Below are 16,618 nucleotides of genomic sequence, written 5' to 3'. Positions count from 1 at the left end.
TGAATATGATTTTAACAGAAAATGAATATTTATTAATGGACACTTATTTAAGACACTTCGTTGCCATTAAATATAACTGTAAAAGAGCACATTCGTTATTTCTGAATATCACCAATATCAAATTACCGCCCTTTGAAAATACAGTCGCCACGGATTAGGCCACTCACAACTAAAGAGAATAAGTATTATTCTGTCTCATCTGAATTGAGGGTTAATATAATGTCTTCAGATGCCAATAGTAAAAAAATGGGATTGGTTGGTTTAACCGTCCTCGTCGCTGTAAATATGATGGGTTCCGGTATTATTATGCTACCGGCCAGCTTGGCACAAGTGGGTGCCATTTCAATGCTATCTTGGATAGTAACAGCATTAGGTGCAATGTGTATTGCTTACACCTTTGCTAAATGTGGTGCTTTCTGTAAGCGTTCAGGCGGTATGTCAGCGTACGCACAAGAAGCTCACGGCAAATCATCTTTCTTTATCTCTTCTTACACGTATTACGTTTGTTTAGTAATTAGCTGTGTAGCCATTGCCGTTTCAGCCGTGGGTTACATCAAACCATTCATGCCTTGGTTAGATACCCCGGTACACACTTTCTTCGGTGTGTGTGCGATCCTTATTGTCACTATGCTCGCTAACTTTGGTGGCCCTAAGATCACAGGTCAAATCTCAGCATTCACTGTTTGGGGTATTATTCTTCCTGTACTGGGTCTGTCTGTTATCGGTTGGTGGTGGTTTGATCCTCAAACATTCATGAGCGCATGGAACCCACACCACGACACCACAATGCACTCTGTCTCTTCAGGTATCGCACTGACTTTATGGGCCTTCCTGGGTATTGAATCTGCGGGTGCTAACTCTGATGCGGTTGAAAACCCTGAGCGCAACGTACCGCTAGCCGTATTGTTCGGTACCGGTTTCGCCGCAGTGATTTATATTGCTTCTACCGGTGTTATCCAAGGTATTATCCCTAACGCAGAATTGGCACAATCAACCGCACCGTTTGGTCTTGTGTTCAGCCACATGTTCAACCCAACCGTGGGTAACATCGTAACACTGGCTGCCGTTATTGCATGTATCGGCTCACTACTTGGCTGGCAGTTCACTAACGCACAAGTTTCAAAAGCGGCGGCTGATGAAGGCTTGTTCCCTAAAATCTTCGCAAAAACCAACAAAGCGGGCGCACCTATCTTCGGTATGCTGATTATGTTGACGGCTGAGTTGATTCTTGCGGTAATGACAATCTCTCCTAACTTGATTAATCAATTTAACGCCCTGCTTAACCTGGCGGTATTCATCAACATGGTGCCTTATATCTTGTCGATGACAGGCCTAGAAGTACTGCTTCGCAAGAATATGGCAACGCAAAAGCAATACCGTTTCGGCGCGATTGTGGGTACGTTAGGTGTGGTTTACAGTATTTACGGTGTATACGCTTGTGGTGCAGAGGCTGTATTTGGCGGTACTATCCTGACACTATTCGGTTATATCTTCTACGGCTTCATTGCAGCACGAGATGTTACCCCTGAAACATCAGAACCAAAAGTAAACGCATAATTTTCAATACGGTTCATGTCACAATTAATTCTCACTGCACATGAACCGACAACGTAATTATTAATTAAATGACTGGTCTTAATTCTCCTTTCATTAAGGTCAGCCATTTAATTATCGTGATTCACCGAGTAAAGGCGATATGTTCCATTAATTGAACTTTCTTTTAATCGACAAACTCGCAACTCAAGCAATATTAACGTTAACCACTCTGCCTGACTTATTTATCTCGCTATAAACAAGCCATCCAAAGCGTTGACGCTGAAAAGCAAATTGCAGAATAGGTAATTATTATGAGCAACAACTTCAGCAAAATGCGCACTCTGGTTGTAGAGCCGCAAAACATTGATCCAAGCAGCTACGCTGCCCGTACAACGCAAGCACTGATTGCCGAACTGAATGAACGTACGATTGAAATCGTATCGGCAACCTCTTATGAAGATGCGAAAGCCGTTATTATGGCATCGCAAATCGACAGCCTTGTACTGACTCTGGATAAATCTGAAGAGCAAATCCTAAACTCTGACGAAGAAGTCGAACTGCTAAATACGCTAAAAGAACGTCAAACAGAAGTACCTGTTTTCCTACTAGCAGAACGTGCACGTACGTCTATCCTTGCAAACCGCAAGCTAATGGAACGTGTTGACGAATGTTACTCAGTATTGGAAGACACCGCAGACTTCGTTGCTGGCCGTATCGTTGCTGCAATGAAACGCTACCGTGCACAAGTGCTACCACCGTTTATGAAAGCGATGATGCACTACAATGACATCCACGAATACTCATGGTCTGCGCCAGGTCACCAAGGCGGTATCGGTTTCACTAAGACACCAGCAGGTAACCAGTTCTTCGAATTCTTCGGTGAAAACCTGTTCCGTACCGATATGGGTATCGAACGTGCAGCACTAGGTTCTCTACTTGACCACAGCGGCGCATTCAAAGAAAGCGAAGTGGAAGCAGCGAAAATCTTCGGTGCACACGAATCTTACTCTGGCATCGTAGGTACATCTGGTTCAAACCGTACCATCATGCAAGCGTGTATGAAGGATGACGACATCGCGATCTGTGACCGTAACTGTCACAAGTCTATCGAACAAGGTCTTATCCTTACTGGTGCTCGCCCTGTTTACATGGTACCAAGCCGTAACTGCTACGGTATTATCGGTCCAATCAGCAAAGTACAGATGAGCAAAGAAGGTATTGCCCTTAAAGCGAAAAACGCGGGTATTCCTTTCAACGCTGACGAGAAGAAAGCGGGCTACGCAGTAGTCACAAACTGTACTTACGACGGTCTGTGCTACCACTCAGAAGTGACTGAATCTATCCTGGGCGAAAGCTCAAGCCGTATCCACATGGATGAAGCTTGGTTCGGTTACGCACGCTTCAACCCTATCTACAAGGGTCACTACGCAATGCGTGGCGATGCAAAAGACCACAAAGGTCCAACTGTATTTGCAACGCACTCAACACACAAATTGTTGAACGCACTGTCTCAGGCTTCTTACATTCACGTACGTAACGGTGAAAACGCGATTAACTTCGACCGTTTCAACCAAGCTTACATGATGCACACATCCACTTCACCACTGTACGCTATCTGTGCGTCTAACGACGTTGCAGCGAACATGATGAAGGGCGAAAGCGGCCTGTCTCTGACTAACGAAGTAAACCGCGAAGCGATCATCTTCCGTCAGAACATGCGTAAGCTATTCAACGACTACACCAGCGAAAACGACTGGTTCTTCAAACCTTGGAACGCTGAAACTGTTACAGAAATGAACGGTGACAAAGTTCGCTTTGAAGATGCATCTGTTGAATCACTGATGACTATCCAGGAAAACTGGAAACTGAACCCAGGCGACAAGTGGCACGGTTTCGACGAAATCGACAACGACTGGTGTATGCTTGACCCAATCAAAGTGAGCCTACTGACTCCGGGTCTAGATGAAAACGGTAACTTCCTAGAAACCGGTGTACCAGCTGCACTTGTGACTGCTTACCTAGGCCGTTTCGGTATCGTACCTACCCGTACTACTGACTTCCAGGTAATGTTCCTGTTCTCAATGGGTATCACTAAAGGTAAACGTGACACCTTGATCAACACCTTGTTGTCATTCAAGCGTCACTACGATGCGAACGCGGATCTTGAAACGCTACTGCCTGAGCTTGTTGCGTCTTCTCCAGAAACTTACAAAGGTCTAGGCCTGCGCGACCTGGGTGACCGTATGTTCCAATACCTAGTACGTCACAACCCAGCGCAAGTACTGAACGAAGCGTACTCAAGCCTACCTAAGATGGAAGTGAAACCACGTACTGCTTACCAGTTCGTTGTGTCTGACGAGGTTGAGCTAGTGCCATCGGATGAATTGGAAGGCCGCGTTGCCGCGAACTCTGTTATCCCTTACCCACCAGGCATCCCAATGCTAATGGGTGGTGAAAACTTCGGTGATGAAACAAGTCCTCAAATCCAGTACTTGAAAGCACTTGAAGCATGGGACCGCGAATTCCCTGGTTTCGAACACGAAACTGAAGGTGCGGAAATCGAGCACGGTAAATACCACGTGCTTTGTATTAAAGCCGACGCGCTTTAATACAGACCGCAGGTTCACCTTGCCCTATCAGGGTGAACCTGCACCCCAACTTTCCTGATGACTGGCAATGACATCAGAAAAGCGTTTATTCATCGCCAAGGCAACTATCATCAGGGTGGCCATGGCGATGGATACACATGACTGCCAAAGTATTGCCAAACACTGTCTTATATTGTCGGCCTGCTAGATGCCGAAGGTAACGGTAGCAACTTACCTACGATAACTTCATTTAGCATTTTCCCACGCCGTCCTCATGATGAGGAGGGCGTTTTTTTTATCCCGCTTTTACTGTCCCTCCCTCCCCCTATTACTGGCTCCTGCCGCCCCGGCTTGGCTTTTGCTCGTCATCTTTTTCCTTATCGTCCTTCTTCTCTTTTTTACTGATCTTCTGCTTATCGTCTCGCTGACGCTTTCAGTCGATAGCACACCGTGTAGCCAATGCGGCAGCCTTTGTTGATGTACCTCACATTTTTCCCTTGATCAAAAAGAAACTGTACCGTACAGTACGATAAATTTTCAAAAACAGTCAAAGGTAGCGATCAGATCCCGTAAGTCTGTCGGCGTGGCCGATACCACCGACTTCCTGATGATCGCCTTACATACAGGTGCTTTACGCATGAAGAAAAAAGTCATCGCCCTTGCGGCACTCATCGCGCTTTCTGTCGGTGGTTTTACCTACCTTACGCCCAGTCATGCCATTCACACTGACAATGCTTACATCAAAGCGGACATCACCACGGTCTCGCCACAAGTCGGCGGGCAGGTAGCCGCCGTGTTTGTGCAGGATAACCAGTGGGTCACCGCCGGCACGCCGTTATTTGCCATTGATGATGCCGACTACCAGGCCAATCACGCCATCGCGCAAGCCGCTGTCGCCGTCGCGGATGCCGCGCTGGCCAACAATGCTTCACGCCTGACCTTACAGACCGTGAACATTGAACAAGCCAAAGCGGCCATTGCCAGTGCGCAGGCCAACGATAAACAACAGCGTGCCGACTTCGCGCGTTATCAAAAACTGATCGCCAAAGCCTCAATCAGTCAAACCCAGTTTGATGCGCAGCAAACCCGCACCATTGATGCCAAAGCGAAATTAGACAGTGCCCGACTGGCGCTGCAAGCTCAGCAGAAAACCTATGATGCCATGCAGTCTGAACGCGCTCAGCTCACGGCACAGCGTCAGCAAGCACAATCGAAACTGACCCTGAGCGACATTGCCCTAAAACGCACCACCGTGTATGCACCGGTGGATGGCTACGTGGCGCATCGTCAGGTACAAGCCGGTAAATTTGTCCAACCGGGCATGGGTTTGATCACCTTGGTACCGAGCCATATCTGGCTGGAAGCGAACTTTAAAGAAACCCAACTGACCAACATGGCCCCCGGCCAAGCGGTGGAAGTGACGCTAGACATGTACCCGGACACACCGATCACGGGCACGGTTGAATCTGTTACCCATGCCACCGGCGCGCAGTTCAGCTTGCTGCCGCCCCAAAATGCCACCGGCAACTTTGTCAAAGTGGTACAGCGAGTACCGGTGAAAATCACCCTGCAGTTGCCTACTGACTTGCGCGGCAAAGTCTACCCGGGGCTGTCCGCCAATGTGACCGTAGATACCGCTGCGCCACAGGCGTAACAAGGGGCGCGTATGAAACGGTATATGGCGTTAATAGTGGGGGCGGGGCTGAGCATGTTGGCCTTTGGCTTATCCTCAGCCTTGTTTGGTGCCGCCTCCCATGACATGGCTGCCACACTGGGCTTATCGCTGGATGAAGTCAGCCTGTTGAATGTCGCCTTCATGGCCATGCAGCTCATCGGCTTTATGATCGCGCCCTTATTACTGCGCAGCGTGGGCAATCGTCGCACCTTGTATGCAGCACTCAGTATGGTGTTTCTGGCCAGCCTCATGCTGATCACCCAACACCACGTCGGGTGGCATCTCGCCGCATGGATGCTTAACGGCTTAGGGGTCAGCTTGCTGTTGATCAGCGTCAACCTGATCGTGCTCAGTGCTTGCTCCTACCGTGCGATGACCTTGATGACAGGGTTTACCCTGACGTTATCGACCCTGCTGCCAATGGGGCTTTACCCGTGGCTGCTGGCCGACATCTTGGAACACGCACCGTGGCAGACGCTGATCGCCATACAGGCCTGGTGTGTGGCAGCAGCAGGGATCTGGGCGTGGTTATACCCGCCACAGGATCACCCTTTACCGAGCGTTGCAAAATCTTCACCATGGGTGTATCTGCTGACCGGATTGGGATGCAGCGGCATCGTATTTTTGTTAATGCGAGGCAGTCATTACAACTGGTTTGATTTCCCCGACTTTGGCCGCTGGGCACTGATCGCCCTTGCCTGCCTACTCTTCGCGGGAACAATCGTCTGGCACCGTAAACAGCCCGACGGCACAGGCACCCAACACGTAGTCAGCCACATCAAAGCCAATGTGTTTTTGTACAATGCCTTTCTGGCGGGATTTGCCGTGATGGCCAGCGGGGCTTTGTTGAACGGCTTTCTCGGGCAGGTGATGCACTTCAACGCAACCAACAGCGGTTGGGTACAAGCCCCGGCCTTTTTGACCATGTTGATAGGCATGGCGATCAGCTTACTGGCCTGTAACCAGCAAAAAGTGCCGGCCGATGCGATGACGCCATTGGGCGTATTGATGATCCTGATCTCGGTGTATCTGTGCAGTACCTTGCCCAGCAATGCCAGTGCAGAGACGTTGCTGTTGCCGATTGGCTTACGGGGATTTGGGGTGGGATTACTGAATGTTTCCGTGACCATTCTGGTGTTTGCTTATTTCAAGCCAGAACAACGTCCGGAGGGGATTGCCCTGTTCTATTTCATTCGTACCTTGGGGGGATTGATCGGCTCTGCCGTGTTCTCCCGCATCATTCAGGTGAAAAGCGCCCAGTCGATGGCTGAAGCCTCGCGTATGCTGCCGACAGAAAGCGCGGCGTTGCAGCAATTTGAACAGCACATCAGTCAGGCACTGATGACGCAAGGGGTGATCCCGAACCCGGCGTTGGCCGCCTCGCAATTGAGCCAACTGATGAAAACTGAAGTCAGCACGCAGGCGCTCAACAATGCCTTTATTGGCTTTTTGATCGCCATCTTCGTGTTAACACCGGTGCTGCTGATCGGCAAAAAGCTCGCGGCCAAAAAAGCGCACTGAATACACGCCTTGTCGCCAAGTTTCACGCTTGGCGACGTCCTACACTCAATCCCCTACACTCAATACCCTACACCCTGCATCCATCACCGCCTTCCTCACATCCCTTCGCGCTGATACAGCATGAAAAAAGCCTCAACCGCAGCGGTAATTTGCCCGTCTAATGCCGCCTTTTCCGGCAAGGGCTGACCAAGCAGAGCCAAGCTCAAATGATCTTGCTTAAACAGCGCCAACAGTTGTTCACAAGCGCGTTGGGCATCCGGGATCGCCAACGATTGTTGGGCCCACTCGCTGTCGAGAAAGCGCACCAAGTTAGCATGGGCTCGGCACGGACCATGCTCCCAAAACGCCTGAGGAATGGTCGGGTGGGCATGAAAATCGTTAGACACAATGCGGAACAAACCCAAAATAGGATTGCTGCATACCAGTTGCAGGTAGTCATGGCCAAATTGCACTAAGGTGGCTTGCAAAGAGCGTCCTTCTGTTTCGCTCAGGGCGAAAATGGGATCCACCTTCTTGGTATTCGCCACCAGCACCGCCTCAAACAACCCTTCTTTATTGGTGAAGTAGCGATATAGCGTCTGCTTAGAGCCGCCCGTTTGCGCGACGATCTGATCCAACGAGGTTTCTTTGTAGCCCTGCGCCAAAAACAGCTCAGTGGCAATTTCCAGGATCTTGTTTTGTTTTTCTAGGGTGGATGGTCGCATACCGTCTCCTTTATGCCGTCAATCTGGCTCGCCAACATGCACTTGATCATGGCACTTAACACATGGCGCGCAAAAAGCGTACTACTTAGTACGCATAGTTTACCACTCTCCCCACATTGTGCCGCTGCAATTTCGTTCTTTATCAGCAATATTTTTTCTTTATAAAAATCAATTTGATAAAAACACACCCATGATTATTTCGATTTTTATCGAAATAATTAATTGACGGCATCCTCTCTCACCTTTATATTTCGACACATATCGAAATGATACCTACTGTGAAGGTAAATACCATGAGTCCTGAAATCGTCACAATGATCAAAGATGCAGCAGACATGTTCCTGTTTCTGGCTGCCGAATTAACCGTTCTGTTTCTGGTTGTTAGCTACCTTGTCGGTGTACTGCAAGAATTTCTGACACCGGAAAAAATTCAATCTATTTTGAGTTCCCGCAAAGGTAAGGGCTATGTAATTGCCGCTTTGCTGGGCTCCATTACGCCGTTTTGTTCATGCTCCACCATTCCTTTCCTGAAAGGTCTGCTGCGTGCCCGTGCTGGCTTTGGCCCAATGATGGTGTTTTTGTTTGCCAGCCCACTGCTTAACCCGGTGATCATCGGTCTGTTTGTGGTGACCTTTGGCCTGAAAGTGGCGGTGTTCTACTTCCTGGTGGCGATGATCGTCTCTGTGGTAGCGGGCTTTGTGCTGGAGAAACTGGGCTTTGAACGCTACGTTCGCCCTGAAGCGTATGAAATGGCAGATGCAGGTTCGAGCTGCGGCACCGCATGTGGTGACAGCAAGCCGGCAACCACCAGCTGTTGTGATGCCACGGCCAAACCCGCGGCTGAAAAGCCAAAAGCCGCAACCTCATGCTGTACCGCGACAAAACCGGCACCGGCTGCAACCAGCTGCTGTGAGAGCAAACCGGTGATCACCAAAGCCGTCGCAACGAACACCTGTGGTGACAGCATGTGTGGTGACGTGGTGTACGAAGAAGTGGTTTATGACGAAATCACACCCAAAGCAGACAGCCGTTGGATGCGTATCTGGCGTGCAACGTGGAAAGACTTCAAACAAGTGCTGCCGTACTTGCTGCTGGGTATCTTTATTGGTTCGTTCATCTACGGTTTCATTCCAACCGATTTGATCGCCAAGTACGCCGGTGAAGGCAAATGGTATGCGATTCCCGTCGCTGCGATCATTGGTATTCCACTGTACATCCGTGCGGAAGCCGTGATCCCACTGAGTGCGGCACTGGTACAGAAAGGCATGGCATTGGGTTCAGTGATGGCCCTGATCATCGGTAGTGCCGGCGCGAGTTTGACCGAAGTGATTTTGCTTAAATCAATCTTCAAAAACCAAATGATTGCCGCATTCCTGTTCGTGATTCTGAGCATGGCTATCGGTGCCGGTTACCTTTACACCGTGTTATTTGGCTAACGGAATCCCCGCTTCAAAACACGAAGACGCGATACACCAACGCCCCGTCCCGCCTCCTACGAGCGCGAGCCGGGGCGTTGTTATTTACGCGCTTTCACGCGCCGGTTTTACAGTGTAAACCTGATAGTGGCATGTCGGCCCTATGCCTGGCTTTCTTCCTTCCTGATACCTCACCAGCCCCTCTCTATACCTCTCCCAGACTCTTTTCAGCACACTGCCAACCACTTCCCCTCTCACCGCAACGAAGTAAAAAGTAAAGACAGGAAACAAGACGGGAAAGAAGTGACTTTTTCTTTGTTAACCCTGCCGAAATAAATTGCTATTAGGCTCACGTTTTTGCATTTCTCTCTAGCCCGTATTCATCCTCATATCATTGCAGTAGATAACATTTCTATCACTGATATGGCTTTTTTCTATGGCTACCCCCGCCTTTTTGCATTTCACCCTATATCAACGAACTCCTATGATGAGCCCACAACGCGCGGATCAGGGTGTGTTTCAAGATAAATCACCACACGCCTGACCATTAACGCGCATCGCAGGGATGGTTCCTTGGGAGTCACACATTGTTAAACATCGTCATGCCGGGACAGGCTCTCGCATGCGGGTTTGGATTAGACATACTTCGCCCTATCAGGAGAAATACAATGATTAAAAAGTTATCGCTTGCCGTATCCACCGCCTTACTTTTCGCCAACCCAGCCATGGCGGCTGACAACATTGTGGTGGGTGTTGAAAAACAATACGTCACGTATTTCACTGAGCTGGCCGAGCAGTTCAACAAAACACACGATGTGAAAGTCGAAGTCACCGCTACCAGCATGTTTGATCTGATGTCTGCCCTGCCGACACAGAAAGGCAACATCGCTGACTTGTTCATGATCCCGAACGACCGTATCGGTGAGCTGGCTGATCAGTACCTGATCGCTCCAACCAACGTGACCATCAACGGTTACACGACGGCCGCCACCGAAGCGTCTAAGTACAACGGCGAAACCTACATGGTGCCAATGTCTACCGACACCACGCTGTTCCTGTACAACAAGAAGATGATGAATGCGGCGCCAAAAACACTGAAAGAACTACCACCGTCTGACTGGGCGGCTAAATTCACCGATTTCTACTTCACCGGCGGCCTGTTCATGACCAACGGCGGCTACATCTTTAAAGACAACAACCCAGAAGACATCGGCCTGAGCAACGCGGGTTCTATCAAAGCGGCGAAAGCGGCACAAAGTCTATACGACAGCGGCGTGAACCACTGGACCCTGATGCAAGATGACACCGTCGCGTTCGACATCATGATGAAGTACTTCACCGAAGGTAAAGTGAAAGCCATCATCAACGGCCCATGGACCATTGCTGACATTGAAAAAGCCGGTATCGATGTAGGCGCAGCGCCAATCCCAAGCTGGGACGGCAGCCACCCATACAAAGCCCTGACAGGCACTAAAGGGATGGCGATCAACGGTTACAGTGATCAGAAAGAAACCGCACAAGCCTTCCTTGCATACCTGGCGACACCAGAGCACGCACAGAAGTGGTACAGCATGACACGTGAAGTGTCGCCAAGCCTGTCTGTGAACTACGCCGAAGGCTCACTGCACAAAGCGATTTTCGATGCGACTAACATCGGTCAACCAATGCCAAACATTCCTGAATTCATGAAGGTATGGGGCCCAATGAAGACCGCACTGGCGCAAATCGCCCAAGGCCAAGACGCACAAGCCGTGCTTGATGCAGCCGTAGAAACTATTCAGTTCGATATCGAAGACATGTAAGGCGCACGCCTGTCTTAACCCTTACCACACGGTGTCTGACGGATCAGACACCGTGTCGGTGCATTCCCCTCAACATCGGTACGCATGTCGTTAAACAGTAGGTAATACATGAGTCAACAATCGGTTTTCTGGCTCTCAATGGTGATACCGGGCAGTGGTCATATGCTGCTTCGCCGGACACGAGAAGCGATTTTCGGTCTCTCGCTTTTTGCCCTAGAGATCTTGGTTTATTTTCAATTCATCCTGCCAAACTTCCGCTTATTAGCGGTCGAACAACCCCGTGGCAAACTCACCATCGGTGCAGAACGCTTTGTCGATGACTCCTTCCTGATCATGGTCGGCTCCACCATTGGTGCCATGATGATCCTGGTTTTCCTGGCGATGCACTATGCCTTCGCCCGTGATGCGAAAGATGTGAAGCGCCAAATCGATACCACCGGCTACGCCATCACCTTCACGGAAAAGGTGCGCGGCCTGTCACATGAAATTGTGCCGAACCTGATCACCGCGCCGAAATTCATTCTGCTGTTTATCTTCGCCCTGTTGCCGGCGATTGTGTCGATCGTGGTCGCCTTCACCAACTACAAACGTCCGGTCTTGCCACCGGCTTTCTTGATCGAATGGAAAGGCCTGACCAACTTTGAACGCCTGTTCACCAGTGAGCGTGCCGCCGCCGCGTTTCAGGAAACCCTGACCTGGACCCTGACCTGGACCTTCTGCGCCTCGGCCCTGACCATCATTCTGGGCACCTTATTGGCGGTTGTGGCCAACAACAAAGCGATTCGCGGTAAAAAATTCTTCCGTACGGTGTACATTCTGCCTTGGGCGGTACCGGCATTCCTGACCATTCTGGTTTTCCAGCTGTTCTTCTCAAAAGTCGGCGGCATGAACACCATGGTGATCCCATTCTTCACCGGTAACGAGTACGACATCAGCACGGCGGTTGGCTTCTTCCTGAATGCAGACTACGCCAAGATCACCATCATTCTGATTCAGGCATGGCTCGGCTTCCCGTATGTGTTCATTCTGGTCACCGGCGTATTGCAAACCATCCCGGACGATCTGTACGAAGCGAGCAGCATGGATGGCGGTAACGCATGGACCAACTTCTTCGATATCACCCTGCCGCTGATTTTGATCAGTGTGGCGCCGGTGTTCATCACCCAGTTCACCTTCAACTTCAACAACGTCACCATCGTGTACATGTTGGGTGAAGCGACCGTACAGACGGTGGGCTCTATCTACAAGCCACTCGATACCATTTCATCACTGGGCTTCCGCCTGATGATGGACGCGAAATACAACGAAGCGGCGGTATACACCCTGATCACCAGTACCGTGGTCGGTGCCGTGGTGCTGTACTCCTGGCTTAAGGCCGGTGCCTTCAAGAATGAGGAAGTGATGTAATGGACAAAACTATCACCCTGAATGAACCGGCGAAGGCGGCCAGCCCGTTCAACCGCCACATGATCACCAAGAACCTGGGATTGGTGTTCAGCTACGCGTTTTTGATCAGCATGGCGGTAGTGATCATCTACCCGATTCTGGTCACCTTGATGAGTGCGTTTAACGTCAGCAACACCCTGTACTCGACGTCGTTCTTTCCGGAGAACTTCAGCCTGACCGAGAACTTTGTGTCGCTGTTTAACGATACGCCTTACCTGAGCTGGTACCGCAACACCTTTTTGGTGTCGCTGATCACCATGGTGCTGTCGACGGCGATTGTGACGGTCTCAGGCTTTGTGTACTCACGTTACCGTTACAAGTCCCGTAAGAGCGCGCTGATGTCGCTGCTGATCATCCAAATCATCCCATCAGGCAGTGGTTTGATTGCGCTGTATGCGATTGCCAGCTCTATCGGCATTTACAGCTCTGAGCACGCAACACTGTACACCTACATCTTCATGATTTTGATCTACACCACCGGTGGGATCACCATGAATACCATTTTGATGAAGGGCTACTACGACTCCATTCCTCGTGCGTTGGATGAGTCTGCCAAGATTGACGGCGCGACCCAGATGCAGATCTTCACCGAGATCCTGCTGCCGCTGGTAAAACCGATGATCATGGTTATCGCTATCTTCTGTTTCCTGGGGCCTATCGGCGACATCATCATGCCGAAGTTCCTGATCGCGAGCATGAGCTCAGAAGCCAAAACACTGGCTGTGGGCTTGATGGGACTGATCAACAACATCAAAGAATCTAACTATAACGTGTTCGCTGCCGGTGCAGTGTTGGCGGCTATCCCGCCGGTTGTGGTGTTCTATAAATTTCAAGATTACATCGTGGGCGGTTTGACGTCTGGTGGAGTAAAAGGCTAATGAGCAAGATTTCGCTAAAAAATATCAATAAAAAATACCCAAATTCAGACACCTACTCTGTTCGTGACTTCAACATTGATATCGAAGACGGGGAATTCATTGTACTGGTTGGCCCGTCAGGCTGTGGTAAATCCACCACCCTGCGTATGATCGCCGGCCTTGAAGACATCACCGAAGGGGAATTCATTATCGATGGTCAAGTCGTGAATAACGTCAGCTCAAAAGACCGTGACATTGCCATGGTATTCCAGAGCTACGCCCTGTACCCGCACATGTCAGTACGTGACAACGTGGGCTACGGCCTGAAACTGCGTCACTTCCCGGCGAACGACATCAAAGATCGCGTGGATAACATCGCTAAAGACTTGTTCCTGACCGAATACCTGGAGCGCAAGCCGAAGGAATTGTCGGGCGGCCAGCGTCAGCGTGTCGCACTGGGCCGTGCCATGGTGCGTACTCCGAAACTGTACCTGATGGATGAGCCGCTAAGTAACCTGGATGCGAAACTGCGTGCGACCACCCGTACAGAGATTTCGCGCATGCACCGAGAAAAAGGCGCAATCACCATTTACGTGACCCACGATCAGGTGGAAGCCATGACCATGGCAGACCGTATCGTGTTGATGTCGATGGGTGAAATCCAGCAGATCGGTACCCCGAAAGAGCTGTTTGAAAACCCGAAAAACTGTTTCGTGGCGACCTTCATGGGTATGCCATCCATGAACCTGATCAAAGGCCAATACGAAGGCGGTCAGTTTACGTGTGAAAGCTTCACCATTGCCGTGAGCGAGAGCGACCGCGCCATTTTGGATGCGGCCGGTTACAACGGTAAATCGCTGCTATTGGGCGCCCGTTCAAGTGCGATCCGCTCCGGCAAGAAGTATGAGCAAGCGTTCCCGGATTGCTGCTTTGAAACCACTGTGATGAACTCAGAATACCTGGGCGACTGCGTGAACGTGTTCTTCAATGCTGCGCCAAGAAACCTGTTCATCGGGACGCTGGGCAGCGGTGAGCCAAGCGTGGAAATCGACGACAAGATCACTCTCGTGATCGACAACAACCAGCTGCATTTCTTCGATGCAGACACGGAAGAGTCGATCAAGTTTGTCAGCAAGCAAGCGAGCATGTCGGCGTAACGCCACACGAATAAGTCCGCCTTGTTCTGTCAGCGCCCCTCTCTCAAACGCACTCACAGGACAAGGCGGCTTTTCCGTCTATAACAAAATAGAACACAAAACACTTACCCGTAACCATACGCAAGACCACGCACCACATTCAGGATAAACCAAGGAGCCCCGCATGATTTTCCGTGGACAACTACAACGCATTCACGACTACATGTTTCACATTGCGGTCGCCGTGATCATTTTCATTGCCGGCTTCATCATCGCCTACAGCAACCTGCCAAAACCGCAGTTTGACTACACCACCTTTACCACCCAACAGCCACAGTTTTTGCAGTGTGTGAACAACCACGTGCTGCCACAGTCTGCCAACGCATTTGAACAGACGTACGCCACTTTGCCGCTGGCACAAATTCAGGCCGACTACCAAGCTCTGCGCGATCAGATCCCCGATAACTGCGGCGCCTACCATGTAGAAAGCAGTTACGAACAGCTGCAAGCCATGGCGATGCCGGTACTGGCTGCGGCACAAGCGTATTACGGCGAGCAGGACGTGAAAGCCGTCAATGCGGTGTACACCCAACCGTCCCAGTACAGCGCGCTGCTTGGCGTCCCACAGCCTTACCTGTTCTTCATTTCAGACAGCACCCAAGAGCGTATTGCCGCGTTTAAAGCAACCCCGACCGCAGACAGCGTGAACATTGAACCGTTGTGGGATCTCGACCACAGCCAAGACTTGGCCTTTACCCAAGGCGAAGTGCAAAAGCTGCTGTTGGTGTACAACGAAATCAAGAGTTAATTGATCTGCCATAAGTCCGAGGCAAATATATTAAGCCTTTGGAAAATAGACGATTACAGGGGGTGGCAAAGTTGTCTTTCGCCCCCTAGAATGGCGACTTTCTCCTTTGCAGATCTTCGCTATGTTCAAGTTAATGCTTCAATTTATTCAGGTGGCAAAAACGCAGAATGTCACCCAGGCGGCCAACCAGTTGTGCTTAAGCCAACCGACCCTGAGCCATAACATGCATAAATTGGAGGAGAAACTCGGCACCAAGCTGTTCAACCGTAACTCCAAAGGCATCACCCTCACCTCCAGTGGCGAATTGCTCTACGAGCAGGCCAAAATGATGCAACATCTGTACGAAAACACCCTGCACAAACTGGAAAAACACAAGTTGCGCCATCAAACCGAACTGAAGATCGGCTGCGGCGATGCGTGGTGGCATTTGTTCGTGCGCGATTGTGTGCAGGATTTTCGTCAGGCCTACCCGCAAAGCAACATCACCATTGATGTCGGCGATCACCTGCAACTGATGAACCTGCTGCTGAGCGATGAGATCAGCATTTTTGTCGGCCATGAAATCCTCGGCCTCGCCCAGTCTGAAGACATCCTTTTCCACCCTTTGTTTACCAGTCAAGAAGAAGTATTTGTACGCCAAGGCCACCCACTGATTGGGGTGAACTGTAGCAACGAAGACATTGCCCGCTTTCCGTCGGTTGACCTCGGGGCCAGCAAAAGCCGCTTTGCCCACTTGGTTCAAGAGCAAAATGAAAAACTGACGTCGTTCCAAAAACGCCATTACCTGCAAGAGAAAGTGAAGTACAACACTAACTCGCTCGCGACCGCGATTGATTTGCTGCAAACCAGTGATGCGATTTTGCCCTACCCGGCCAGCATGAAAGACTACTTTGCCCGTTTCGATTTGGTGCCACTGCAAATGCAGGAGTGTTTCAGTACCGCGACCATCGGTGCCTACCTGCACAAAGACAGCCAGCAAAATGCGGAGAGCAGTGAGTTATTGGCGCAGTTTAAGGTGTTGTGCAACAACTTGACGTGGTGATGCGTTGGCGAGTTGGCGAGTTGGCGAGTTGGCGAGTTGGCGAGTTGGCGAGTTGGCGAGAAAAAATATCAGGTTAAGTCTGCGATAC

General features: G+C 50.4%; 12 protein-coding genes. 11 read left to right on the top strand and 1 reads right to left on the bottom strand.

Annotated elements, in window-relative coordinates:
• Positions 1–219 precede the first annotated feature (219 nt).
• From potE to ABT58_RS19090, 4 genes are all read left to right on the top strand, one after another.
• Positions 220–1,557 carry a putrescine-ornithine antiporter gene (potE, locus tag ABT58_RS19105; protein ID WP_047876041.1) on the top strand — a complete coding sequence of 446 codons (1,338 nt, stop codon included), beginning with the start codon at positions 220–222 and terminating at the stop codon, positions 1,555–1,557.
• A gap of 290 nt (positions 1,558–1,847) precedes the next feature.
• Positions 1,848–4,145, top strand: a complete 2,298-nt coding sequence (adiA, locus tag ABT58_RS19100; protein WP_047876040.1) for an arginine decarboxylase — start codon at positions 1,848–1,850, stop codon at positions 4,143–4,145.
• Between the two features lie 616 nt (positions 4,146–4,761).
• Positions 4,762–5,778, top strand: a complete 1,017-nt coding sequence (locus ABT58_RS19095) for an HlyD family secretion protein (RefSeq protein ID WP_047876120.1) — start codon at positions 4,762–4,764, stop codon at positions 5,776–5,778.
• 12 nt (positions 5,779–5,790) lie between these two features.
• On the top strand, positions 5,791–7,320 hold the full coding sequence (locus ABT58_RS19090) for an MFS transporter (protein WP_047876039.1): 1,530 nt from the start codon (positions 5,791–5,793) through the stop codon (positions 7,318–7,320).
• Between the two features lie 95 nt (positions 7,321–7,415).
• Here ABT58_RS19090 and ABT58_RS19085 read toward each other — a convergent pair whose 3' ends face one another.
• Positions 7,416–8,024 carry a TetR/AcrR family transcriptional regulator gene (locus ABT58_RS19085; RefSeq protein ID WP_047876038.1) on the bottom strand — a complete coding sequence of 203 codons (609 nt, stop codon included), beginning with the start codon at positions 8,022–8,024 and terminating at the stop codon, positions 7,416–7,418.
• A 293-nt stretch (positions 8,025–8,317) separates the two neighbouring features.
• On the opposite strand from ABT58_RS19085, the gene ABT58_RS19080 reads away from it, so the two are divergent.
• From ABT58_RS19080 to ABT58_RS19050, 7 genes are all read left to right on the top strand, one after another.
• Entirely contained in the window at positions 8,318–9,460 is a 1,143-nt protein-coding gene (locus ABT58_RS19080) for a permease (RefSeq protein WP_047876037.1), read from the top strand.
• 647 nt (positions 9,461–10,107) lie between these two features.
• A complete protein-coding gene (locus ABT58_RS19075; protein WP_047876036.1) occupies positions 10,108–11,241 on the top strand; it encodes a sugar ABC transporter substrate-binding protein in 1,134 nt (377 codons plus the stop codon).
• Between the two features lie 108 nt (positions 11,242–11,349).
• Positions 11,350–12,648 (top strand): ABC transporter permease subunit, encoded by a 1,299-nt coding sequence (locus ABT58_RS19070; protein WP_047876035.1) that lies wholly within the window; start codon positions 11,350–11,352, stop codon positions 12,646–12,648.
• A complete protein-coding gene (locus ABT58_RS19065; RefSeq protein WP_047876034.1) occupies positions 12,648–13,565 on the top strand; it encodes a sugar ABC transporter permease in 918 nt (305 codons plus the stop codon). The genes ABT58_RS19070 and ABT58_RS19065 overlap by 1 nt, the downstream gene beginning before the upstream one ends.
• Positions 13,565–14,701, top strand: a complete 1,137-nt coding sequence (locus ABT58_RS19060) for an ABC transporter ATP-binding protein (protein ID WP_047876033.1) — start codon at positions 13,565–13,567, stop codon at positions 14,699–14,701. The genes ABT58_RS19065 and ABT58_RS19060 overlap by 1 nt, the downstream gene beginning before the upstream one ends.
• 163 nt (positions 14,702–14,864) lie before the next feature.
• The gene (locus ABT58_RS19055) at positions 14,865–15,488 is read left to right on the top strand and encodes a hypothetical protein (protein ID WP_047876032.1); all 624 of its coding nucleotides are present in this window, start codon (positions 14,865–14,867) and stop codon (positions 15,486–15,488) included.
• Positions 15,489–15,609: 121 nt separating this feature from the next.
• Positions 15,610–16,530 carry a LysR family transcriptional regulator gene (locus tag ABT58_RS19050; RefSeq protein WP_047876031.1) on the top strand — a complete coding sequence of 307 codons (921 nt, stop codon included), beginning with the start codon at positions 15,610–15,612 and terminating at the stop codon, positions 16,528–16,530.
• Positions 16,531–16,618 lie beyond the last annotated feature (88 nt).

Source organism: Photobacterium aphoticum (assembly GCF_001029435.1).
In the GTDB taxonomy this organism is placed as follows: Bacteria; Pseudomonadota; Gammaproteobacteria; order Enterobacterales; family Vibrionaceae; genus Photobacterium; species Photobacterium aphoticum.
This window is presented reverse-complemented; position numbering and strand designations above follow the sequence as displayed.

Coding starts and splice junctions, on each gene's coding strand:
- potE (WP_047876041.1), top strand. CDS start 220: ATGTCTTCAGATGCCAATAGTAAAAAAATGGGATTGGTTGGTTTAACC.
- adiA (WP_047876040.1), top strand. CDS start 1,848: ATGAGCAACAACTTCAGCAAAATGCGCACTCTGGTTGTAGAGCCGCAA.
- ABT58_RS19095 (WP_047876120.1), top strand. CDS start 4,762: ATGAAGAAAAAAGTCATCGCCCTTGCGGCACTCATCGCGCTTTCTGTC.
- ABT58_RS19090 (WP_047876039.1), top strand. CDS start 5,791: ATGAAACGGTATATGGCGTTAATAGTGGGGGCGGGGCTGAGCATGTTG.
- ABT58_RS19085 (WP_047876038.1), bottom strand. CDS start 8,024: ATGCGACCATCCACCCTAGAAAAACAAAACAAGATCCTGGAAATTGCC.
- ABT58_RS19080 (WP_047876037.1), top strand. CDS start 8,318: ATGAGTCCTGAAATCGTCACAATGATCAAAGATGCAGCAGACATGTTC.
- ABT58_RS19075 (WP_047876036.1), top strand. CDS start 10,108: ATGATTAAAAAGTTATCGCTTGCCGTATCCACCGCCTTACTTTTCGCC.
- ABT58_RS19070 (WP_047876035.1), top strand. CDS start 11,350: ATGAGTCAACAATCGGTTTTCTGGCTCTCAATGGTGATACCGGGCAGT.
- ABT58_RS19065 (WP_047876034.1), top strand. CDS start 12,648: ATGGACAAAACTATCACCCTGAATGAACCGGCGAAGGCGGCCAGCCCG.
- ABT58_RS19060 (WP_047876033.1), top strand. CDS start 13,565: ATGAGCAAGATTTCGCTAAAAAATATCAATAAAAAATACCCAAATTCA.
- ABT58_RS19055 (WP_047876032.1), top strand. CDS start 14,865: ATGATTTTCCGTGGACAACTACAACGCATTCACGACTACATGTTTCAC.
- ABT58_RS19050 (WP_047876031.1), top strand. CDS start 15,610: ATGTTCAAGTTAATGCTTCAATTTATTCAGGTGGCAAAAACGCAGAAT.